This is a genomic window from Kluyvera intermedia (assembly GCF_034424175.1).
GTDB classification, from domain to species: Bacteria; Pseudomonadota; Gammaproteobacteria; order Enterobacterales; family Enterobacteriaceae; genus Kluyvera; species Kluyvera intermedia.
Genome location: NZ_CP139986.1, coordinates 3,193,233 through 3,216,297, shown reverse-complemented (window position 1 = coordinate 3,216,297; position 23,065 = coordinate 3,193,233). Strand labels below are relative to the sequence as shown.

Genomic DNA, 23,065 nt, shown 5'->3' with positions numbered 1-23,065 from the left:
GAAAATGTGACACTGCTGTCACAAAAAGAGGCGTCTTTACGGAATTTTCCGTAGACTTGAGTACTCTGAATAAGCAAATAAAATTCTTCAGGAGAGAAGCCATGAAGTGGCAACAAAGAATTCGTGTCGCAACTGGGCTAGGTTGCTGGCAGATTATGTTGCATTTACTGGTCGTCGCCGTGTTGGTTATGGGCTGGATGAGCGGCGCGCTGGTGCGCGTTGGATTAGGCCTGTGCGTGCTGTACGCCGTAAGCGTATTACTGATGCTGGCGCTGCAGCGCCACCATGATAAACGTTGGCGAGACGTCGCCGATGTGTTTGAAGAACTGACCACCACCTGGTACTTTGGCGCAGCGATGATTGCCCTTTGGCTGTTGTCCCGCGTTCTGCACAACAACTACCTGCTGGCGCTGGCCGGGCTGGCAATCCTTGCAGGCCCCGCCGTATTCTCGCTGCTGGTTAAAGAGAAAACCTCAGGCGATCTTGCGGCGAAACATCGCGTACGCCACTGATCCCGTCGTGGCCGCTATGAACAGTAGCGGCCACAAGCTTCCCCAGATAATCGACAGACTCGCATCCTTCAAATAGATCTGCTTGGTGATATCCGTGAAATGGCGGATAGGGTTTATCCACGTCAGATGCTGGAGCCACATCGGCATATTTTCCACCGGCGACACATACCCCGACAGCAAAATGGCCGGCATCATAAAGACAAAGACGCCGATAAACGCCTGCTGCTGAGTTGAACACAGCGACGAGATCAGCAAGCCAAACCCCACCAGCGACAACCCATAAATCACCATCGTGAAGTAGAACAGCGCCAGCGACCCGGCGAAGGGAATTTGATACGCCCAAATTCCCACACCGAGAACGATACTCGCCTGTGCGGTGGCGACAATCAGTGCCGGAACCGCCTTGCCAACGAAAATCTGCCAGGTGGCGAGCGGTGACACCAGCAGTTGATCGAGCGTACCCTGTTCGCGTTCACGCGCGACCGATAACGACGTGACGATCATCACGCCGATGGTGGTGATCATGGCGATAAGCGACGGCACAACGAACCATTTGTAGTCAAGATTCGGGTTATACCAGTTGCGAACAGCCAGTTCGCTGTTGTTCGGTTTCGCTTTGCCTTCCATCAACTCCTGCTGATAGTTTTTGACGATCTGTTGCAGATAATTCGCGGCGATCTGGGCGCTGTTGGAGTTACGTCCGTCGAGTAAAAGCTGCATGGGCGCGGTCTGGAAGGTATCGAGGTTACGCGAGAAATCGGCCGGGAAGCGCACCAGCAGCAGCGCTTTTTGCGTGTCGATGGTCGGCTGAATTTCCTGCGGACTTTTTAGCAGCAACACGTGGGTAAAGGCTTTGGCGCGAGCAAAGCGTTGGGTCAGCTCGACGGCGTGCTTGCCGTTGTCTTCGTTATAAACGGCGATAGTGGCATTGGTTACCTCAAGGGTGGCGGCAAACGGGAACAGCAGCACCTGAATTAATACCGGCGCGATCAAAATCGCGCGGGTCTGCGGTTCGCGAAGCAGCGATTGCAGTTCTTTGCGGATAAGCGTCCATAAACGGTAAAACATGCGAGTTCTCCATCATCCCCGGTACAAATGTGCTCAAATGTAGCCCGGCCAAGCGCAGCGCCGCCGGGACGGGTATCAATCCAACCGACGTTTGGTTTTCATCCACGTCAGGCCAATAAACATCACCGCCGAGGCGATTAAAAACAGCGTGTTGATAATCAGCACCACCGGAATATTGCCCGCCAGAAACAGACTTTGCAGGGTACTGACGAAGTAACGCGCCGGAATAATATAAGTCACCACGCGAATCGCCGCGGGCATACTGTCTATCTGGAAAATAAATCCGGACAGCATAATCGACGGTAAAAATGCGGCGTTCAGCGCCACCTGGGCGGCGTTAAACTGGTTGCGGGTAATCGTCGAAATCAAAAGCCCCATCCCCAGCGTGCTGAGTAAAAACAGGCTGGTGATGAAAAACAAAATAATCAGCGACCCGCGATACGGCACGCCGAGAATAAACACCGATACCAGCATACACAGCAGCATTGCCAGCATACCGAGGAAATAGTAGGGGATAAGCTTACACAGCAGCAATTCCACGCGAGTCACTTCGGTAGAGAGCAGCGCCTCCATGGTGCCGCGCTCCCACTCGCGGGCAATCACCAGCGAGGTGAGGATTGCGCCAATCACCGTCATAATGATGGTGATAGCCCCGGGGATAATAAAGTGCTGGCTGATGGCCGCCGGGTTAAACCAGTAGCGCGTCTGCACGTCGATAAGTGGCTCGAAGGTCTGGCCGTTATCCTCCGCACGCTGTTGCTGCCAGATTTGCCAGATGCCCTCGACGTAGCCTTGTACAAAGTTGGCGGTATTCGGTTCGCTACCGTCGGTTATCACCTGAATCGGCGCATCGTCGCCGACGCGCGCCATCTTCTTATCGAAATCAACCGGCACAACCACCAGCCCACGAATACGCCCGGCCTGCATCATCTCTACCAGTTCAGCACGATTATCGCTGATGGTGGCGTCAATATAGGGGGAACCGGTAAGCGTGTGGGTAAAATCCAGCGCCTCTTTACTTTGCTGCTCCAGCAGCACGCCGACGCGCAGTTTGCTGGAGTCGAGGTTAATCCCGTAGCCAAAGATAAACAGCAGCAGCAGCGGGATCACCACCGCTATCAACCAACTGCTGGGGTCGCGGATAATCTGTCGCGTCTCTTTCACGCACAGCGCCCGCACGCGCCTCCATGATAGCCCTTTAGCGCTCATCGGCATGCTCCTTATCCCAGTCATTGATGAGTGTGATAAATGCCTGCTCCATCGTGGGGTCTGATTGCTGCTCGTCCGCCGCCTGCGCCTTTAAATCGTCCGGTGTACCGCTGGCGATTAATTTGCCGCGATAAACCAGGCCAATACGATCGCAATACTCCGCCTCGTCCATAAAGTGGGTGGTCACCATCACGGTGACGCCTTTCTCTACCATGCTGTTGATGTGCAGCCAGAATTCACGGCGGGTGAGGGGGTCAACGCCGGAAGTCGGCTCATCGAGAAACAGGATATCTGGCTCGTGCATCAGCGAACAGGCCAGCGCCAGACGCTGCTTAAAGCCCAGCGGCAGCGCGTCGGTGGTATGCCGGGCAATTTCATCAAGGCCAAAGGCCTCGCTCATACGGCGGATTTTCTCATTCTGCGCGCGACCACGTAGGCCATACACGCCGGAGAAAAAACGCAGGTTTTGTTCAACGGTCAGGTTGCCGTAAAGCGAGAATTTCTGCGCCATATAACCTAAGTGCTGACGCGCTTTGCCCGAACCGGTTTTCAGATCCATCCCCAGCACCAGCGCATTGCCGGAGGTGGGCACCAGCAGACCGCACATCATCTTAAAGGTGGTTGATTTTCCCGCGCCGTTTGGCCCCAGCAGGCCAAAAATTTCCCCGCGTTTAACGGCGAAGTCGACGTGATCGGTGGCGGCAAAATCACCAAATTTTTTGGTTAGCTGTTTGGCTTCAATCACCGTTTCGTCAGGCGTCCCCTCTACGGTATGCAGAATCGCGCCCAGTGGAGATTCTGAGGTACCCGCGCCGCCGAGTAGATCGATAAACGCATCTTCAAAGCGTGGCGTGGTCTCTTCGATTTCCAGCTCAGGCATACCGGGTGCGCGTTTCAGATCCTCTGCGGTGGCCGATTTTTTGAGGATCGCGCGCACCGAACGTCCCTGAATCATGCCGTCGCTCACCATTTCCTGCTTTAATGCACGTTGCAGCAGCTTGCGGTTATTTTCCGCCGGGCTGTGCATCAGGAAGCTGCGACCCGCCATGGTGCGGGTGAGGGCGGTGGGCTCGCCCTGATACAACAGCTCACCTTCGTTCATTAGCAGCACGTCCTGGCACTGCTCGGCTTCGTCGAGATAGGAGGTGCTCCACAGAATCAGCATTCCGTCGCCCGCCAGTTCGTGCACCATCTGCCACAGTTCACGACGTGAGATAGGGTCAACGCCGACACCGGGTTCGTCCAGCAGCAGCACATTCGGCTCGCCAACCAGCGTACAGGCCAGCCCCAGTTTCTGCTTCATACCGCCAGATAACTTGCCTGCCAGCCGCGAGGTAAACGGGCCGAGCGAGGTAAACTCCAGCAGCCGGGCGAAGGTTTTTTCGCGGGTTTCACCGGTCACGCTGCGCAGGTCGGCGTAGAGATTGAGGTTCTCCATCACCGTCAGATCTTCGTACAGACCGAATTTCTGCGGCATGTAGCCCATCACCGCGTGCAGGGCGCTATCGTCATTAATGGGATCAAGCCCCAGCACCGTGGCGCTGCCTTCATCGGGCTTTAGCAGCCCCGCCAGCATGCGCATTAGCGTGGTTTTCCCCGCGCCGTCCGGCCCGACAAGACCGGTGACGTAACCCGATTGAATGGTGCAATCCAGCCGAGCGACCGCCGGTTTTTTCATCCCGGCGAACTGTTTAACCAGCCCGTGTAGCTGGATTAGATGTTCACTCATGACGCGGCTCGTCGCTAAAACTCAGCGTGACCGGCATCCCTTGACGCAGGCTGTCGTCGGCATCGGTGACGATAATGCGCAGACGGTAGACGAGGTCAGTACGCAAGTCTGGCGTTTCGACCGTTTTCGGCGTGAACTCGGCGGTTGGCGAGACGAAACCAATCTTGCCGTGATACGGCTTATCCGGGCGACCGTCGGTATACAGCAGAATTTCACGCCCCGGCTGTACCTGGTTCAGGTTCTTCTCATCGACATAGGCGCGCACCCAAACCGGATGCGTCAGGGAGAGCGTCATGACCGTACTGCCCGCGCTGAGCATACTGCCCGGCTCAACGGCGCGGGTTAATAATGTGCCGTCAGACGGGGCGGTTAACACCGTATCGTGTAGATCCAGCGTGGACTGGGCCAATTGCGCCTGTGCCTGTTCCAGGTTGGCTTTGGCCTGGGCAATTTCCTGCGGACGATTACCGGCGCGGTACTGACTTAATTTATCCTGCGCAGATTTCAGCGTGGCGAAGGCCTGGTCACGTGAGGAGCGAGCGTTGGCCAGATCGTTTGCCGAAACGGTGCGGCTATTCCACAGCCCTTGCTGGCGCTGCAAGAAGCTTTGTGCGTAATCATACGCGGCCTGCGCTTGTTTCACGGCGGCGGAGGCCTGAGCGATCTCTTCCGCCCGGTAGCCCGCCATCATCAGGTCGTACTGCGCCTGCGCGGTGGCAACGTTGGCTTTGGCCTGCATTAACGCGTTTTCATAGGGGGCTTTGTCGAGTTGCCCCAGCGTTTGCCCACGTTTTATCGCATCGCCTTCATCGACGTTCAGAGATTGCAGGCGCCCGCCGACGCGGAAGCTCATATTAACGGTGCGAATGTCGACATTGCCGTACAGCGTCAGACCGTTATTTTGCAAGCTCTGATACCACCACGTCCCGCCGCCAATCAGCGCGACAAGAACGGCAACGGCCAGAATAAGGGCAACCGGTTTTTTCATCACTTCAGGCTCCTTTGGGTTAATCCTTGCAAAATAAAATCGATATGACAGGTCACGACCTGGAAAATCTGCTCGGCTTTGTCGGCATCAAACTGTGACCAGCCGGTGCGCATTAAAATGGTTTCCCGTCCGAGGCGGAAGGCCAGTACTTCACCCAGCAGCGCGTGGGTGTGGAGGATCATCTGCGTACTGTTGGCATCACAGCCAGTATAGGCGGCTATTAGCCGGGTGAGGTGCGCGTGCAGCGGGGCAATCACCTGGTCGTGGATACGTTGATAGGCGGCAGTCGGCGACAGCTGTTCTCGAGAGATAAACTTGCTGAGGTTGAGCGTGTCATCCTGGGTCAGCAATAAAATCATGTTCTGGCAGGCGCGAAGGATTAATGCACGCATCGCTTCCCGGTCAGGCTCGACTTGCGCGAAGAGTTGTTCGGCTGCTTCGGCGTGTGGACGGAAATTCTCACCGATAAAGTCGGCAATCCACTGCGCGCAGGCCTGGTATAAATCCTCTTTTGAGCCAAAATAGTAGGTGATGGCGGCAATGTTCTGCCCGGCTTCAGCGGCAATATCACGCGTGGTGGCGTGAAGGCCATACTCACCAAATTGGGCGAGCCCGGCAGCAATAAGCTGGCTTTTAGCTTGCTCACCTTTGCTGGTTATCGGTGTTACATTCATCCCGTCACCAATAATTAATCAATCGATTGATTAAGATTATGCTGGGTTTTTAATCTTGTCCAGTCCGGTGAATAATCTTGTTTTCCAGCGTTAAGGGGATAATTTATGCGGTGTATCACAAAAACTGCTACACTCCGCCCCTTCATGACATTGTGGTTTTTGTCATTCCCTCGTTTTTTATCCCCTCGAAAACTACACCGCGTGCGGTCGGGGTGGGTGTGGAGTATGTATGTCTTTTGATTCCCTCGGACTGAACCCCGAAATTCTGCGTGCCGTTGCTGAGCAAGGTTACCAGGAACCCACCCCCATTCAGAAGCAGGCGATCCCTGCTGTACTGCAGGGCCGTGACTTGATGGCGAGCGCCCAGACCGGTACCGGTAAAACGGCAGGCTTTACCCTGCCGCTGCTGCAAACGCTGGTCTCTCGTGAGCCACACGTAAAAGGCCGTCGCCCGGTACGCGCGCTGATCCTCACCCCAACGCGTGAGCTAGCCGCACAGATTGGCGAGAACGTTCGCGAATACAGCCGCTATCTGAACATTCGTTCGCTGGTGGTTTTCGGTGGTGTGAGCATTAACCCACAGATGATGAAGCTGCGCAGCGGCGTTGACGTGCTGGTGGCAACGCCGGGCCGTCTGCTGGATCTGGAACATCAAAATGCCGTGAAACTCGATCAGGTTGAGATTCTGGTACTGGATGAAGCAGATCGCATGCTGGATATGGGCTTCATCCACGACATCCGTCGCGTGTTGACCAAACTGCCTGCTAAGCGTCAGAACCTGCTGTTCTCTGCGACCTTCTCCGACGACATTAAAGGTCTGGCTGAAAAACTGCTGACCAACCCGCTGGAAATTGAAGTCGCGCGCCGCAATACCGCTTCCGAGCAGGTGACGCAGCATGTTCATATGGTCGACAAAAAGCGTAAACGCGAACTGCTGTCACAGATGATTGGCGAAGGTAACTGGCAGCAGGTGCTGGTGTTCACCCGTACCAAACACGGTGCTAACCACCTGGCTGAACAGCTGAATAAAGACGGTATCCGCAGCGCCGCTATCCATGGCAACAAATCTCAGGGTGCTCGTACTCGCGCGCTGGCTGATTTTAAATCCGGTGACATCCGTGTGCTGGTAGCGACCGATATCGCCGCTCGTGGTCTGGATATCGAAGAACTGCCACACGTGGTGAACTTCGAGCTGCCAAACGTGCCGGAAGATTACGTTCACCGTATCGGTCGTACGGGTCGTGCGGCTGCAACCGGTGAAGCGCTGTCTCTGGTGTGCGTGGATGAAATTAAACTGCTGCGTGATATCGAACGTCTGCTGAAAAAAGAGATCCCGCGCATTGCGCTGGAAGGTTATGAGCCGGATCCGTCTATCAAGGCTGAGCCGATTCAGAACGGCCGCCAGCAGCGTGGCGGTGGTAATGGCGGCAACGGCAACGGCGGCGGTCGTGGTCGTCAGGGCCAGGGTCAAGGTCAAGGCGCCGGTCGTGGTCAGCAGTCACCGCGTCGCACCGACGGCGCGGCACCGAAAGCCAAGCCGCGCAGTGCGGACGGCAAACCGGCTAGCGACAAACCGCGTCCACCGCGTCGCCCGCGTAGAATTACCCCAGCACAGTAAATTGCGAGCCCGGCCGAAAGCCGGGCTTTCTTTTTTGCGGCAACCGCCAGAAGATGTCACAATAGTGGCTGTTTATACAGTATCTCAGGTTTTCTCATGGCTTTGACCGCTGCGCTAAAAGCGCAAATCGCCGCCTGGTACAAGGCGCTCCAGGAACAGATCCCCGACTTTATCCCCCGTGCGCCGCAGCGACAGATGATTGCGGACGTCGCGAAAACGCTGACCGGGGAAGAGGGGCGGCATCTGGCTATCGAGGCTCCGACCGGTGTCGGGAAAACCTTGTCCTACCTGATTCCCGGCATCGCTATCGCACGGGAAGAACAGAAAACGCTGGTGGTGAGCACCGCCAACGTCGCATTGCAGGATCAGATTTTCAGCAAAGACCTGCCGCTGCTGCGAAAAATCATCCCCGATTTACGCTTTACCGCAGCCTTTGGTCGCGGCCGCTACGTATGTACGCGCAACCTGTCGGCACTTGCCAGCACTGAGCCGAACCAGCAAGACCTGCTCGCATTCTTAGAAGATGAACTGACAGCGAATAATCAGGAAGAGCAGAAGCGCTGCGCGAAGTTAAAAGGCGATCTGGACAGCTACAAGTGGGACGGCCTGCGCGATCACACCGATATCGCGATTGATGACGACCTGTGGCGACGCCTGAGCACGGATAAAGCCAGCTGCCTGAACCGTAACTGTCATTACTATCGCGAATGCCCGTTCTTTGTTGCCCGCCGTGAGATTCAGGAGGCGGAAGTGGTGGTGGCTAACCATGCGCTGGTGATGGCGGCGATGGAGAGTGAAGCGGTACTGCCAGAGCCGAAAAACCTGCTGCTGGTGCTTGATGAAGGGCATCATCTGCCGGATGTCGCCCGCGATGCGCTGGAGATGAGCGCAGAAATTACCGCCCCGTGGTATCGACTTCAGCTCGATCTTTTTGGCAAGCTGGTGGCAACCTGCATGGAGCAGTTCCGCCCGAAAACCACGCCGCCGCTGGCATTGCCGGAACGGCTGACCGCCCATAGTGAAGAACTGTACGAGCTTATTGCCTCGCTAAATAACATTCTCAACCTGTATCTTCCAGCCACCCAGGAAGCTGAGCATCGCTTCCCAATGGGGGAGTTGCCTACTGAGGTGATGGAAATCTGCCAGCGCCTGGCAAAGCTTACCGAAATGCTGCGCGGGCTGGCGGAGCTGTTTTTAAACGATCTTAGCGAAAAAACCGGCAGCCACGATGTGGTGCGTCTGCACCGAATTATTTTGCAGATGAACCGCGCGTTGGGGATGTTTGAATCCCAGAGCAAGCTGTGGCGGCTGGCGTCGCTGGCCCAGGCTTCGGGCGCGCCGGTCACCAAATGGGCCACCCGTGATATGCGCGATGGTCAGATGCATGTCTGGTTCCACTGTGTGGGGATTCGCGTCAGCGATCAGCTTGAACGTCTACTGTGGCGCAGCGTACCGCATATCGTCGTGACCTCAGCGACCCTACGTTCACTCAACAGTTTCTCACGTTTGCAGGAAATGAGCGGCTTGAAAGAGAAAGCGGGCGACCGCTTTGTGGCGCTGGACTCTCCGTTCAATCATGTTGAACAGGGTAAAATCATTATTCCGCAGATGCAGTATGAACCGCTTATCGATAACGAAGAGCAGCATATTGCTGAGATGGCGGCCTATTTCCGTCAGCAGGTTGAGAGTAAAAAACATCATGGCATGCTGGTGCTCTTTGCCAGCGGACGCGCGATGCAGCGCTTCCTGGAGCATGTTCTCGACCTGCGCCTGATGTTACTGGTACAAGGCGATCAGCCTCGCTACCGGCTGGTAGAGCTGCACCGTAAGCGGGTGGAGAGCGGCGAGTACAGCGTGCTGGTTGGGCTACAATCTTTTGCTGAGGGGCTTGATCTAAAAGGTGAGCTGCTAAGCCAGGTGCATATTCATAAAATTGCCTTCCCACCCATCGACAGCCCGGTGGTGATTACCGAAGGCGAGTGGTTGAAAAGCCTTAACCGCTATCCTTTCGAGGTGCAGAGTTTACCGAGCGCCTCGTTTAACCTGATTCAACAGGTAGGTCGTCTTATTCGTAGCCACAGCTGCTGGGGCGAAGTGATCATCTACGATAAACGGTTGTTGACCAAAAACTACGGTCAGCGTTTACTGAATGCATTACCGGTTTTCCCGATTGAACGGCCGGAAGTGCCGGAAGTAAAAGCATTAAAACCAAAAGCCAAAACGCCGCGCCGTAAAAAACGGTAGCCTGGTCGAGAGTAGGCCTGATAAGGCAAAGCCGCCATCAGGCGACCTGGGTTTTTCGCGAAAATGCTGCTGTCGAATGAGTATTCAAAAGGAGTCGCACATGGATTACCGCAAAATCATTAAAGAGATCGGGCGAGGCAAAAATCACGCTCGCGACCTGGACCGGGATACCGCGTGCGGCTTATATACGCGAATGCTTTCAGGAGACGTTCCGGATCTGGAAATGGGGGCCATCCTGCTTTCCATGCGTATTAAGGGCGAAGGCGAAGCGGAGATGCTGGGCTTCTATGACGCGATGCAGCAACAAACCCTTCGCCTGACGCCGCCGGCAGGCAAGCCGATGCCAATTGTTATCCCGAGCTACAACGGTGCGCGTAAACAGGCCAACCTCACGCCGTTACTAGCGATCCTGCTGCATAAGCTGGGTTTTCCGGTCGTAGTACATGGCGTCAGCGAAGATCCGACGCGCGTGCTAACGGAAACCATTTTTGAACTGATGGGCATTGAACCAACGCTTCACGCCGGGCAAGCGCAAGCGAAGCTCGACGGTCATCAACCGGTCTATATTCCAGTTAATGCGTTGTGCCCGCCGATAGAAAAACAGCTGGCGATGCGCTGGCAGTTGGGCGTGCGTAACAGCGCCCACTCGCTGGCTAAACTCGCCACACCGTTTGCCGAAGACGCCGCGCTGCGCCTGTCGAGCGTGTCGCACCCGGAGTATGTCACCAAGGTTGCTCAGTTCTTTAGCGATATCGGCGGTCGTAGCCTGTTGATGCACGGGACGGAAGGGGAGGTGTATGCCAATCCGCAGCGTTGCCCACAGATTACCTTGATTGATGCGCAGGGCGCGCGAGTGGTTCACGAACGGCAAAGCGAACAGTCTGACGAGGCGGCGGTGTTACCGTCGGCAAAAGATCCGCAAACGACGGCGCGTTGGATTGAACGTTGTGTGGCAGGCTTAGAGCCCGTGCCGCAGTCGCTGAAAACGCAGATGGCCTGTTGTTTGCTGGCAACAGGTGAAGTCGGTTCGCTTGAAGATGGTTTAACGCGTATCGCGCAGAGATATTAAGTGCTCTGACCCGGCGGCGCTGCGCTTGGCCGGGCTACCTTTGTGCCTATTTGTAGCCCGGCCAAGCGCAGCGCCACCGGGAACACTCCCTACCTCAAATTCCACGCAAAAAAAAGCCCGGCGTGGCGGCCAGGCAAAAAAGGGTATTAACATTTCCAATGAGGGTTGGAGCATCCGTAAGAGGTCAGGCCTACGGGATATAACAGAGTTGGGCGATTATTTGTAGATAACCGCAGTACCGCTAACTTTGTTATAGGTGTTAGCAGAAGTGATGGTGTAACCGGTCGCGCCTGCTGCGGCAGCTTTCTGCGCCAGCTGAGCTTCCATACCATCCAGAGTGCTAGCACCCACAACAGATACGGTACCCACTTCATTCATTGTTTGTGCCTGAGTCGACGTGACCGGTTGGGCTGCGAAAGCACCAAAGGACAGAGTAGACAGGGCGATAGCAGCAACAGCATATTTAATGTTTTTCATAATCTTATCTCTCGCAGGTGATTCTGTTCAGGGGACGATGTTCTGTCGATGTGATAAGTATCACGTTTTTATTCGATGGAATAAATCGAAGAGAATTGATTACCATAATCAAATAATTTGAATGATTATTAATTTATTGATTATTAATAAATTATTCACGACATGAATGGTTTTGTCGGGAATCGGGGAAGGTGAAGGCTATCGAGGGCACAATTTGCCACTTTATTTATCAAAAAGCATGCTCGTAAAGATAACCGATTACTCTGTATGTAACGGTATGGATTTGTCATCAAAGCTGGTTTTAAGGGTAAATGACAGGACTATATTCTTGTTAGGTCTGCTACCGTAAACTTTTATCTCCCTTCTGTCTATCAAATGAGAGTAGAAGAATGGACACCCGCTTCGCTTATCTCAAGTTGCCCATCTTCTTCACATAATTTGAGTTATATTCGCTGTGTTTAGATCTCTGACCATTCCCGTAGCAGATTGTGGTAGAGATTAAGCAATGACAGCGCCTCTTCCGATTCACCGTGACGGTTTTTTAAAGACTGAATATTACCGTCAAGCTCAAACAGCATTGCACGTCGCTTATCATCGCGGATCATCGATTGGATCCACATAAATGATGCCACCCGCACGCCTCGTGTCACCGGTGTGACGCAATGTAGGCTGCTCGAAGGGTAAAGCACCAAATCGCCCGCAGGAAGCTTCACCGAGTGCTGGCCGTAAGTATCATTGATAGTTAACTCTCCGCCGTCATAGCTTTCCGGGTCGGATAAAAACAGCGTCGCGGAAAGATCGGTACGCATCCAGCCGCTTTGCGGATGCTGACGCACAGCGCCATCGACGTGGAAACCATAAGTCTCTTGCTGCTGGTAGCGGTTAAACAGCGGCGTTGAAATCGTTTTTGGTAGCGCGGCGGCAAAGAATAGTGAGTGACGATTGACCGCTGCCAGCACGTGCGCTTGCAGCGTTGCGTAGCGCTCACTGCGGGTGTCCACCTGTTGATTGTTTTTCACTTGCGCACCCTGCGCACCGACGGTTGCTCTGCCGTCTACCCAATCAGCCTGATTAAGTTCATCGATGAGATGACGAACCTCCTGCGCATTAAGCACGCCGGGAATGCGGTACATCATGGGAACTCTCCTTAAAAAAGTGGGGCTTGCGCCCCACGGTAAAACTTAGAAGTGAACGTTAGCCGTTAACGCAAAGGTGCGTGGCTCGCCCGGGTGGTAGCGATAACCACTTTTGTTAATGGAGGAAACGTAGTTGGTATCAAACAGGTTGTAAACGTTCAACTGCAGGTCGAGCGTACTGTTGACGCGGTAACCCAGTTTAGCGTCGGCAACCCAGTAGCTTTCGCTTGAGGACGGTGTCCCGACGGCGCCATCTTTACCGCGGTGCATGCTACCGATGTAACGTGCGCCTGCGCCCATGGAGATGGCGTCAGTGGCCTGATATTGGCTCCACAGCGTAAAGGCATGCTCTGGGGTGTATGGCAGTGATGACGAGCCGTCCTGGGCGGCATTTACGCCCTCACGGATAGTTGCGTGCTGTTGAGTGAAGCCACCAATTACCTGCCAGGCTGGGGTGATATTCCCGGCAACCGACAGTTCATAACCCTCTACGCGTTTCGTCCCGTATTGCGAGTAGGTGCCATCGTCGTTAGCTTCAACATCATTTTCAATATCGGTACGGAAGACGGCTGCCGACAGCAACAGGCGCTTATCGAGCACCTCCCACTTGGTGCCCACTTCACTGGTTTTGGCTTTCTGCGGTTTAAAGTCGGTACGGTTGGCGCTGCTGCCGCTACCGCCCGCTGCCAGCGCAAAGTTGCTGCCGCCTGGAGGCTGCTGGGAGATGGCGTAGTTGACGTAAACGTTGCCGTTTTTCGTCAGATGATACAGCGCACCTGCTTTCCAGTTCACCAGATTGCCAGACTTGGTTGCATCAACGGTAGTCACCGGAGAGTTTTTCGCCACGCCTGCCGGACAGGCTACTGCGCCACGGCCGGTGCCGCCGCACAGAGAGGCGCTGTCGTACTCGGTGTGATAGCTATCAAGACGAATACCGCCGTTAAGCTCGAAATCCTGAGTAATTTGCAGCGTATCAAAGGCGTAGATACCGAACGTATCGGTCTGACCGTTAGCGTTGGCCCCGCTACGTTGCAGGCCACCCAGGGAAATATTGCTATTTGGGTTATACAGATTTACCGGTGGTGGGGTAAACGGATAAACACCGTAGTTGGTCTGTTGCTCGTGGGTAAATTCCACGCCGGTGCTGATATCGTGGCCGATAGAGCCAGTGTAGAACTTCGACGTCAGGTTGGTTTGGTTGGTGAGGATCTTATTGCTGACATCTTTGGTGTTGGTGAGACGTGACCAGGTCCAGCTATTGACGTCATTAGGATTCGGTTGGCCAATATTGCTTGCGCCGCCCATCACCGCCGTCATCATGTAGTCCTGCTTAATCTGCGACCAGCGGGTGGTGTTACGAATCGTAGTGGTGTCGTTGAAATCGTGCTCGAAACGCATCGTCGCCGTATCGGTGGTCGAGTCATCGTAATCGGAGTTGGTGCCGTAGAAATTATGCGTGTCTACTTTGCCGGATGAGTTCAGCGCTGAGGTTGCCGCGTTAGGGGCAGAGTAGCCCGGCAGGCCTACGGCAGGCCTACGGTAGGGATGCCGCCATCCGGGGTATTGTTCTGCTTAACGTGCAGATAGTTAAGGTACAGGCGGTTTTGGGTGCCAAGGCCGAAGGCGATGGAAGGGGCGATGCCATAGCGCTCATTTTTGACGTTATCGCGACCCGCATCATGCGTCTTCTCGCCCATTACGTTTAAGCGCACGGCGGTTGTGTCGCCGATGGCTTCATTAACATCCAGCGTGCCGCGGCGATACCACGCACTGCCGACGCTTGCTGACGCATCGATACCTGAGTCCAGACGCGGCTGTTTGCTGATCATGTTGATTGAGCCGGTCGGTGCGCTGCGGCCATAGTCGGATCCTGATGGCCCTTTGATCACTTCTACCTGTTCAGTGTTGAACGTGTCGCGGGTCACGCTACCGATATCGCGAACGCCGTCAACATAGATACTGTTGGAGGTATCCGCGCCGCGCATGTAAATGGCATCACCGGTTGATGAGTTACCATTTTCCCCTGCGAAGAATGCTCCCACGCCCGGCACGTTTTTCAGTGCGTCAGTCAGGTTTGTTGCCCCCTGATCTTTAATCACCTGTTCGGAAATCACGGTCACGGTACGGGTGGTATCAGCGATCGGGCGGCTGAATTTTGGATCGGCCGATTTCGTTGGCGCGTACAAAGAAGGGGCCTGTGCTTCAACAACCAGCGTATCACCGGCGCTCTTTTCTTTGCTTTCAGCTGCCTGAGCGGCGGGGGTCAAGCCAATGCATAGACCGGTGAAAATGGTCAGAGAACTAAAGCTACTGAACGGGGTAGTGCGATTTTTTTCCATATCAATGAGCGTCTTATAATTATTACTAACGATGTTAATGATGACAATCGGGTACGTCATATCCCCTTTGCCACTGCAGGTTGCTTAATTTTTATTAAATGATGTTGATAATGATTGTGAGAAGCATTATCAAATCGCGTAACTTTTTAACACTCATTTGGGAAAAAATAAATACATAGCTTTACAGTTTCTTCATTTTTTATACATAAAGGTTACATGTTTAGCAGGGGCTTCCCGGCGGCGCTGTGCTTGGCCGGGCTACATTCGTGCATGTTTGTAGCCCAGGCGAAGCGTTCACGCCGCCCCGAGGCTGGTGGTAGCCCGGGCGAGGCATTTATGCCGACCCCGGGGATGCTCGGTGGAAAAGTTTGCGTAGCGCTTTCCAGAAGAGAAACTGATGAATTGCGTAGGATTTGCCCGGGAACTACGTTATCGGAATGAGTTTTTAATGCAGGAAATAACGCTAATGGTTCACTACTGTCGCCACCACCTGCCCGGAGGCACCTGGTTTTTCACCGTCAACTTGCGCAACCGACGCAGTTACCTGCTGACGAGCCACATCACCGCCTTAAAGAGAGCCATATCCGACGCCCAGCGCATCCAGCCGTTTACCATTGATGCCTGGGTTGTGCTCCCCGAACATATGCACTGTATCTGGACGTTGCCGTCGGGCGATGGTGATTTCTCGCAGCGCTGGAGAATGATAAAAAAGAGTTTTACGAAGGCGCTGAAGATGCAGGATATCTGGCAACCCCGGTTCTGGGAGCACACCATTCGTGATGAGGTCGATTATCGACGGCATGTAGATTATTGCTATTTCAATCCGGTGAAACATGGCTGGGTAAAATCGGTAAATGAATGGCCGTTTTCATCGTTTCATCGGGATGTGAGGTGTGGGCTGTATCCTGATGATTGGGGGGGTTGTGTTGATACAATAGATAGGGGAGAACGGCGATGAATTTTCCCGGCGGCGCTGCGCTTGGCCGGGCTACATTCGTGCATATTTTTATACTGAGCGAACGAATGAGTCCGTGTTCGTAGCCCGGCCAAGCGCAGCGCCGCCGGGTTTACCCGTTCGAGCACAAGCGCCCCCCGGGATTCCTGACAACCTAACGTGCGTCAGGCCGAATCAAATCAAAACGGTGGCTCTCATCGATTGTGTAATACGCCGAAGGGCCGCCGGCGCGCAGAACCGGTTGTGCGCGGGCGGTTTGGTAGATACCGTTCTCCAGCAGCGATTCATCGATATGGATCCCAACCACTTCGCCCAGTACCAGCCAGGTATCGACGGCGTCGCCGTCCGCACGGGTTAACTGAATGCACTGCGACAACCGGCACTCAAAGTTAACCGGGCTTTGTGCAACGCGCGGAGACTTTACCAGACGGCTCGGGGCAGCAGTCAACCCTGCACGGACAAACTCATCATCGCCGTGAGGCAACGTGGCGGAGGTTTCATTCATTGCCACCGCTAAATCACGGGTGGTCAGGTTCCAGACAAACTCTTTGGTGTCGACAATATTCTGCACGCTATCTTTCCAGCCGCTGCTGGCGAAACCGATGATCGGTGGGCGATAGTTAAAGCAGTTAAAAAAACTGTAGGGTGCAAGATTTGGCCGCCCCTGGAGATCAACGGAGGCAATCCAACCGATAGGTCGTGGCCCGACAATCGCATTGAGCGGGTCGTGCGGCAGTCCGTGCCCCTGTGAAGGCTGATAAAAATACATAGCGCACCTGTCATTTAATCGCAGGAAACCAGACTCCCTTATTTACCGCACCGCCGTCAACGGGTATCTTACGCGGCAATACGACAGGAGAAAGTCATGACTACCCAAAAGCCGGGGTTGCATCCGCGCAACCGCCATCATAATCGCTACGATCTGACCGCGCTGTGCGAAGCCTGCCCGGCATTGAGCGATTTTATTACCCTCAACCCGGTTGGGGAGCAGACGATTAATTTCGCTGACCCACAGGCGGTGAAGACGCTGAATAAAGCCCTGCTGGCACATTTTTACGCCGTAAAAGACTGGGACATCCCAGAAGGATTTCTGTGCCCGCCGGTGCCGGGACGCGCCGACTATATCCATCATCTTGGCGATCTGCTCAGTGATGAAAGCGGCAACGTGGTTAAAGGTGCCAGCATTCTGGACATCGGCGTTGGCGCGAACTGCATCTACCCGCTGATTGGCGCGCATGAGTACGGCTGGCGCTTTACCGGCAGCGAAACGCATTCGCAGGCGTTCTCCAGCGCGCAGGCGATTCTCGGTGCTAACCCAGCGCTTAATCGCATGATCCGTCTGCGTCGCCAGAAAGATCTTACCGCGATGTTTAACGGCGTTATTCATAAAAACGAGCAGTTTGACGCTACCTTGTGTAACCCGCCGTTCCACGACTCAGCCGCCGCGGCGCGTGCGGGTGGCGAGCGTAAGCGTCGCAATCTGGGACAAGAACGTGATGGTGCGCTGAACTTCGGTGGCCAGCAGCAGGAATTGTGGTGCGAAGGCGGCGAAGTGGCCTTTATCAAGCAGATGATTGCCGAGAGTAAAGATTTTGGCCATCAGGTGATGTGGTTCACTTCACTGGTATCCAAAGGCGAAAACCTGCCGCCACTGTATCGTGCGTTAACTGATGTAGGCGCGGTGAAGGTGGTGAAGAAAGAGATGGCACAAGGGCAGAAGCAGAGCCGCTTTATTGCGTGGTCCTTTATGGATGACGAAAAGCGTCGCCGCTTCCTGGCGCGTAAACGCTAAACGAAAAACGCCGTTTATCCCGACAGGAATAAACGGCGTGCTATTACGAAACGTGCTGTAAGAACTCTTGCAGACGCTGGCTCGGTGGATTCTTCACCAGCTCCTGTGGATTACCATCCTCAGCAATACGCCCTTTATCAATAAAGATCAGGCGAGAAGCCACTTTCTCAGCAAAGCCGATTTCGTGGGTGACGATGACCATCGTCATACCTTCTTCCGCCAGATCCTGCATCACTTTTAACACTTCATGACGCAGTTCCGGATCCAGCGCAGAGGTTGGTTCATCAAACAGCATCATTTTCGGCTTAACCGCCAGCGCACGGGCAATAGCCACACGCTGCTGCTGACCGCCAGACAGTTCAGACGGATAGTGATGCGAGCGCTCAGCCAGACCGACTTTCGCGAGCAGATCTTTTGCCAGCTTCTCCGCCGCATCTTTTTTCAGACCACGGACGCGGGTCGGGCCAAACATCACGTTTTCCAGCGCCGTCAGATGCGGGAACAGGTAAAACTGCTGGAATACCATCCCGGCTTCCTGACGAATAAGGCGCTCGTCAACTTTGGGATCGTTAACCTTCAGACCATCAACGAACAGATCGCCGCTGGTGATGTCTTCGAGCTTGTTGATGCAGCGTAGCAGAGTGGATTTACCGGAGCCTGACGGCCCGATGATCACCACCACTTCACCCTGTTTAATATCAAGATCGATGTTATGCAGCACCTGGGTTTGACCAAAATGCTTAGAGACGTTTTTAAATTCAATCACAGGATTTTCATCCTTCTTTCAAGACGACGCAGAATAAAGCTCAGAACGAGCGTAATGATCAGGTAGAAGACGGCAACGGCGCTCCAGATTTCCAGTGCGCGGAAGTTACCCGCGATGATTTCCTGGCCCTGGCGCGTCAATTCGGCGACACCGATAACAATAAACAGCGACGTATCTTTAATACTGATGATCCACTGGTTACCTAACGGCGGCAGCATACGACGCAGCGCCAGCGGCAGGATCACGTGGAGAATAGTTTCGCGACGGGACAGGCCCAGCGCCAGGCCCGCTTCACGGAAACCCTTATGAATCGACAGCACCGCACCGCGGGTGATTTCCGCAATATAGGCGCCGGAGTTGATCATAATGGTGACCACGGCGGCTGAGAATGGGTCGATGCGCAGATCGTTAAATGCCATAGGCAGGGCGAAGTAGATAAACATCACCTGCACGACGATGGGTGTTCCGCGAATGACTTCGATAAACACCAGTGCGATATGGTTGGCTACCCAACCACCGAAAGAGCGGGCGAAACCCGCGACCAGGCCGATAATCAAACCGCCGAACAGACCGAGGACCGAGATCAACAAAGTCATCTTGGCGCCTTCGATCAGAAGCGGAATGGCGGGCCAGATGGCACTCCAGTCAAACTGCATAATACGTTCCTGTTACCGTGGTGAAAAAACAAATCCCCAGCCAGGGCTGGGGAATCGCCAGCGTGCCGCCTTGGGTTACTCCGCTGGCGGCCGTTGGCAGGTCTGACTTATTATTTTGGCTCAGTACCGAACCATTTTTTGTAAATTTCGTTGTAGGTGCCGTTCTCACGCAGCGTTTTCAGCGCGCCGTTAACTTTTTCACGCAGTTCGTCGTTGCCTTTAGAGAACGCAATACCGTACTGCTGTGCTTCCAGAGACTCACCAACGGCTTTGAACTGACCATTACCGGCGGTTTTGATGAAGTACAGAATGTTTGGCGTATCGTGCAGAACCGCGTCAGCGCGGTTAGTGCCGAGTTCCATATAGGCGTTGTCGATGTTCGGGAACTGACGCAGGTCTTTGGTTTTGATATTGGCTTTCGCGTAATCAACGGAACCGGTGCCGCCTTTAACCGCAACCACTTTGCCATCGAGATCTTTAACGCTCTTGATGTCGTTGTTGTTGGCTTTCACCATCACCAGTAGGCCGCTTTTGTAGTAGCCATCAGAGAAATCGATCGCTTTTTTACGTTCTTCGGTGATGGTAATACCAGCCAGCGCCAGATCGATATTTTTAGTCTGCAACGCTGGGATAATGCCGCTGAAGTCCATTGGCTTCAGGGTGTAATCCAGTTTCAGTTCTTTCGCAATTGCCGCCCACAGATCAACATCAAAGCCGACATATTGATTACCCTGTTTGAATTCAAACGGAACGAATGCGGTATCCGTTGCGACAACCAGTTGTTTCTCTGCGGCTTGAGAAGAAACGGCAAAAGCCAGGGTGAGTGCAGCCAGTGAAACTTTAAACATTGACTTCATAGCATTTCCTTTTATATCCACGGGGCGATCCCCTGCGAGAACAATCGGCTTATGAAAAAATCGTGCCAACTTCACAATGCATTGTTTCTTAACAGATAATACTTTTCTTAATGCACAATATCGGTCAGATAAATGTTTTAACGCACCATATTGGGGCGCCAAATTGGTGCAGAAAAAATGTGTTGTTAAGTATGGTGTTTTTTAGCGCAAACGCAGGGGACAAAACAATCTTTTATTAACGATTGTGTGAAGTGACTATTACAAGTTGTTTACTTTGGTGGGGTTTGTTGTCATCTGGCTGCACTTTAATAGTGCAAAGAGGCCCGGCAGAGCTGCCGGGCGGTCATCACGTTTACTTATGGTTATTCGATATTGGCTTCAATGAACCACAGGAATTTATCCAGATCGCGTGATGCTGCGGTGAAGATATCAGCGGTGTCTTCGTCTTTGGCTTCAGAAATTGCTTTACGAACATCATTCGCCACAATTGCGTAACGCTCCGCCAGCGCTTTCAGGTGATCCTGCACGCTGGTGATATCCAGTGGATAGCTTTTCAGCGGGGTCTGGGCGTTGATGACCTGAGTTGTCCCAAGCGCGATACCACCAAGCTGTACGGCACGCTCGGCCATCGTATCCAGGTGATCGGTTAATGCGGTACGGAATCCGTCCAGCATTTCATGAACGGCAATAAAGTTTGCGCCGCGCATGTTCCAGTGAGCCTGTTTGGTAATCAGTGACAGATCGATAAACTGAAGAACCTGACGGTTGAGCAATGCAACGGTAGCCTGTTTTTCGCTTTCCGGAACATCGTTACGCGTATAGAGAAGTTGGGCGTTTTTGGTTTTAACCAGTTTTGCAGTACTCATAATCATATTTCCTCTTGATCTGATACACATATAAAAGCAAGTGTATCTGCGTCCTCATGAATTAACGAAAACAAGTATAGCACCACAGCGGAACGGTATTTTCTGATTCTGCCTATGGATCTGATAGCAATGACGAATGGGAGGGAAAAATTCGTTTTTAAACAGTTGCTTATTGTTTTTTTTGGCGCGATGAACTATTTGTGAAAATATATTAATTGATATGGATTAAATAACCATGCATTTTTTTATTGTTATTATGCATAGTGGTACGCACTATGCATAATAACGTAGATTAACTTATATCGACTTTCTCGATTTTGGTTTCCTGCCGCATGGTGAGCGTTGAACCCATTGACGCCATAATGATGGCACCCAGCGCAAGAGTTTGGTTAAACGTCAGCATTTCGCCAAGGAAAACCATCCCGGATAGCGCCGCCAGCGCGGGCTCCATACTCATCAGCGTACCGAAGGTTCGCGTTGGCAACCGCGTTAAGGCAATCATCTCCAGCGAGTAGGGGAGAGCGGTAGAAAGAATAGCAATGGCGAGTCCTATCGGAAGCAGCGACCAGTGCCACAGCGCGTCGGTGGCCTGGAAGGCTCCGAGGGGGACAAACACGATGGCGGCAATAAGCGAACCCATGGCGACTGTGGCTGGCCCGTGTTCCTCACCCGCGCGGCGTCCGCTTAGGATATAGACGGCCCAACCCGCACCTGCACCCAGCGCCAGAAGTGCACCGGTGAGATCAACATGCGCGACATCTTGACCCAGCGGTAGCAGGAACCACAGGCCGGTAATCGCCAGAATCACCCAGATGAAGTCAACCGGACGGCGCGAGGAAAACAGCGCCACGGCCAGCGGGCCGGTAAATTCAAGCGCGACCGCAATCCCTAACGGAATGCGTTGCAGCGAGAGATAGAACAGGTAGTTCATGGCGCCAAGAGACAACCCGTAAAATAGCAAAGGAAGACGTTGCTCTTTGGCAAAACGCAGGCGCCACGGCTTAAATACCACCACCAGAATCAACGTGCCCAGTGCCAGACGCAGCGCGGTGACGCCGGGCGCACCTATCAGTGGGAACAGTGACTTAGCGAGCGATGCGCCGCTCTGAATGGAGATCATAGAAATTAAGATGACGAGTATGGGTAACCATGACGGTAGCTTGCGAGACGTGCCGGGCATTGTATTCCTGTCAATTTTTGTCAAAGGAGGTAAAACCGGCAGTGTAATTGAAATAGTGCACTACGGTTGAGGGTTTGTTGAAAAAAAAATGGTGGGGAACGAGTAGAATTTCCTCAGTCGATGTTTTTTTCGTCTTTAAAATTAGGAATTGTCTGGAAATTTAAATTTATTTTTTACCGTTTTAGTAACAATAATTAAGGTAAAAAGATGAGTGTAATGAATGGGATAGCGACGAATGGAAAATAATTGTTACAACGTCGGTACCCTTAGACATCACTCATCCCAAAGAGTTTCTTAACAATTTTTGATATATTTGAATCTTAGGACTTATTAGAAGCACATTTGAGGTGGTTATGAAAAAAATTGCATGTCTTTCAGCACTGGCCGCAGTTCTGGCTGTTTCCGCAGGTACTGCAGTAGCTGCAACCTCCACCGTTACCGGTGGTTACGCTCAGAGTGATATGCAGGGCGTCGCTAACAAAGCTGGCGGCTTCAACCTGAAATATCGCTACGAAGCTGACAACAGCCCACTGGGTGTGATCAGCTCTTTCACCTACACCGAAAAAAGTGACACCCAGAACGGCCTGTACACTAAAGGTCAGTACTACGGCATCACTGCGGGTCCTGCTTACCGTCTGAACGACTGGGCAAGCATCTACGGTGTAGTCGGTGTCGGCTACGGTAAAGCACAGGGTAACAACTTCCCTGACAACAACAGCACCAGCGACTACGGCTTCTCCTACGGCGCTGGCCTGCAGTTCAACCCAATCGAAAACGTTGCTCTGGACTTCTCTTACGAGCAGTCTCGCATTCGTAGCGTTGACGTGGGTACCTGGATTGTTGGTGCAGGTTACCGCTTCTAATCACTTCGGTGATGATAAAAGGGGTCTTTATGACCCCTTTTTTAATGTCTGTTGTAAACCAATTTCC

Annotated in this window: 20 protein-coding genes and 1 pseudogene; 7 read left to right on the top strand and 14 right to left on the bottom strand. The window is 53.4% G+C overall.

Annotation, left to right across the window (positions count from 1 at the left end; all coding sequences use genetic code 11):
• The first annotated feature begins 101 nt into the window (after positions 1-101).
• Positions 102-512 carry a YbhQ family protein gene (locus U0026_RS15530; protein ID WP_062774928.1) on the top strand — a complete coding sequence of 137 codons (411 nt, stop codon included), beginning with the start codon at positions 102-104 and terminating at the stop codon, positions 510-512.
• Here U0026_RS15530 and U0026_RS15525 read toward each other — a convergent pair.
• The 5 genes from U0026_RS15525 to cecR all read right to left on the bottom strand — a co-directional run bounded on the left by U0026_RS15525 (position 474) and on the right by cecR (position 6,180).
• Positions 474-1,580, bottom strand: a complete 1,107-nt coding sequence (locus U0026_RS15525; RefSeq protein ID WP_062774930.1) for an ABC transporter permease — start codon at positions 1,578-1,580, stop codon at positions 474-476. The genes U0026_RS15530 and U0026_RS15525 overlap by 39 nt on opposite strands.
• Positions 1,581-1,655: 75 nt before the next feature.
• Positions 1,656-2,789: an ABC transporter permease gene (locus tag U0026_RS15520; protein ID WP_062774932.1), complete on the bottom strand. Its 1,134-nt coding sequence runs from the start codon at positions 2,787-2,789 to the stop codon at positions 1,656-1,658.
• Positions 2,779-4,518, bottom strand: a complete 1,740-nt coding sequence (locus U0026_RS15515; protein ID WP_062774934.1) for an ATP-binding cassette domain-containing protein — start codon at positions 4,516-4,518, stop codon at positions 2,779-2,781. Before U0026_RS15515 ends, U0026_RS15520 begins: the two co-directional genes overlap by 11 nt.
• Complete coding sequence (gene hlyD / locus U0026_RS15510) at positions 4,511-5,506, bottom strand: secretion protein HlyD (RefSeq protein ID WP_062774936.1); 996 nt, start codon at positions 5,504-5,506, stop codon at positions 4,511-4,513. The genes U0026_RS15515 and hlyD overlap by 8 nt, the downstream gene beginning before the upstream one ends.
• Positions 5,506-6,180: a transcriptional regulator CecR gene (gene cecR, locus U0026_RS15505; RefSeq protein WP_062774938.1), complete on the bottom strand. Its 675-nt coding sequence runs from the start codon at positions 6,178-6,180 to the stop codon at positions 5,506-5,508. Before cecR ends, hlyD begins: the two co-directional genes overlap by 1 nt.
• 229 nt (positions 6,181-6,409) lie before the next feature.
• Between cecR and rhlE the strand changes: the two genes are divergently transcribed.
• From rhlE to ybiB, 3 genes are all read left to right on the top strand, one after another.
• Positions 6,410-7,798 (top strand): ATP-dependent RNA helicase RhlE, encoded by a 1,389-nt coding sequence (gene rhlE, locus U0026_RS15500; protein ID WP_062774940.1) that lies wholly within the window; start codon positions 6,410-6,412, stop codon positions 7,796-7,798.
• Positions 7,799-7,894: 96 nt separating this feature from the next.
• Positions 7,895-10,042, top strand: coding sequence for an ATP-dependent DNA helicase DinG (gene dinG, locus U0026_RS15495; RefSeq protein WP_062774942.1), 2,148 nt, complete (start codon positions 7,895-7,897; stop codon positions 10,040-10,042).
• A 100-nt stretch (positions 10,043-10,142) separates the two neighbouring features.
• Positions 10,143-11,111, top strand: a complete 969-nt coding sequence (gene ybiB, locus U0026_RS15490) for a DNA-binding protein YbiB (RefSeq protein WP_062774944.1) — start codon at positions 10,143-10,145, stop codon at positions 11,109-11,111.
• Between the two features lie 216 nt (positions 11,112-11,327).
• Here ybiB and ybiJ read toward each other — a convergent pair whose 3' ends face one another.
• The 3 genes and pseudogenes from ybiJ to U0026_RS15475 form a co-directional block, all read right to left on the bottom strand.
• Positions 11,328-11,588: a DUF1471 family protein YbiJ gene (ybiJ, locus tag U0026_RS15485; protein ID WP_062774946.1), complete on the bottom strand. Its 261-nt coding sequence runs from the start codon at positions 11,586-11,588 to the stop codon at positions 11,328-11,330.
• Positions 11,589-12,046: 458 nt separating this feature from the next.
• A complete protein-coding gene (gene ybiX, locus U0026_RS15480; RefSeq protein ID WP_062774948.1) occupies positions 12,047-12,724 on the bottom strand; it encodes a PKHD-type hydroxylase YbiX in 678 nt (225 codons plus the stop codon).
• Between the two features lie 45 nt (positions 12,725-12,769).
• Positions 12,770-15,063: pseudogene (locus U0026_RS15475) on the bottom strand (catecholate siderophore receptor Fiu).
• 466 nt (positions 15,064-15,529) lie between these two features.
• Here U0026_RS15475 and U0026_RS15470 point away from each other — a divergent pair.
• A complete protein-coding gene (locus U0026_RS15470; RefSeq protein WP_062775072.1) occupies positions 15,530-16,021 on the top strand; it encodes an REP-associated tyrosine transposase in 492 nt (163 codons plus the stop codon).
• Positions 16,022-16,172: 151 nt separating this feature from the next.
• Here the strand turns inward: U0026_RS15470 and U0026_RS15465 are convergent, their stop codons facing one another.
• A complete protein-coding gene (locus U0026_RS15465; protein ID WP_062774949.1) occupies positions 16,173-16,787 on the bottom strand; it encodes a flavin reductase family protein in 615 nt (204 codons plus the stop codon).
• Positions 16,788-16,883: 96 nt separating this feature from the next.
• On the opposite strand from U0026_RS15465, the gene rlmF reads away from it, so the two are divergent.
• Positions 16,884-17,810, top strand: coding sequence for a 23S rRNA (adenine(1618)-N(6))-methyltransferase RlmF (gene rlmF, locus U0026_RS15460; protein ID WP_062774951.1), 927 nt, complete (start codon positions 16,884-16,886; stop codon positions 17,808-17,810).
• Between the two features lie 43 nt (positions 17,811-17,853).
• Here rlmF and glnQ read toward each other — a convergent pair whose 3' ends face one another.
• The 5 genes from glnQ to rhtA form a co-directional block, all read right to left on the bottom strand.
• A complete protein-coding gene (glnQ, locus tag U0026_RS15455) occupies positions 17,854-18,576 on the bottom strand; it encodes a glutamine ABC transporter ATP-binding protein GlnQ (protein ID WP_062774953.1) in 723 nt (240 codons plus the stop codon).
• A complete protein-coding gene (gene glnP, locus U0026_RS15450; RefSeq protein ID WP_062774955.1) occupies positions 18,573-19,232 on the bottom strand; it encodes a glutamine ABC transporter permease GlnP in 660 nt (219 codons plus the stop codon). The genes glnQ and glnP overlap by 4 nt, the downstream gene beginning before the upstream one ends.
• A 110-nt stretch (positions 19,233-19,342) precedes the next feature.
• Complete coding sequence (glnH, locus tag U0026_RS15445; protein ID WP_062774957.1) at positions 19,343-20,089, bottom strand: glutamine ABC transporter substrate-binding protein GlnH; 747 nt, start codon at positions 20,087-20,089, stop codon at positions 19,343-19,345.
• Positions 20,090-20,451: 362 nt separating this feature from the next.
• Positions 20,452-20,955 carry a DNA starvation/stationary phase protection protein Dps gene (gene dps / locus U0026_RS15440; protein ID WP_052284751.1) on the bottom strand — a complete coding sequence of 168 codons (504 nt, stop codon included), beginning with the start codon at positions 20,953-20,955 and terminating at the stop codon, positions 20,452-20,454.
• A 292-nt stretch (positions 20,956-21,247) separates the two neighbouring features.
• Positions 21,248-22,135 (bottom strand): threonine/homoserine exporter RhtA, encoded by an 888-nt coding sequence (rhtA, locus tag U0026_RS15435; protein WP_062774959.1) that lies wholly within the window; start codon positions 22,133-22,135, stop codon positions 21,248-21,250.
• Between the two features lie 353 nt (positions 22,136-22,488).
• On the opposite strand from rhtA, the gene ompX reads away from it, so the two are divergent.
• Positions 22,489-22,998 (top strand): outer membrane protein OmpX, encoded by a 510-nt coding sequence (gene ompX / locus U0026_RS15430; protein WP_062774960.1) that lies wholly within the window; start codon positions 22,489-22,491, stop codon positions 22,996-22,998.
• The last annotated feature ends 67 nt before the right edge of the window (positions 22,999-23,065 follow it).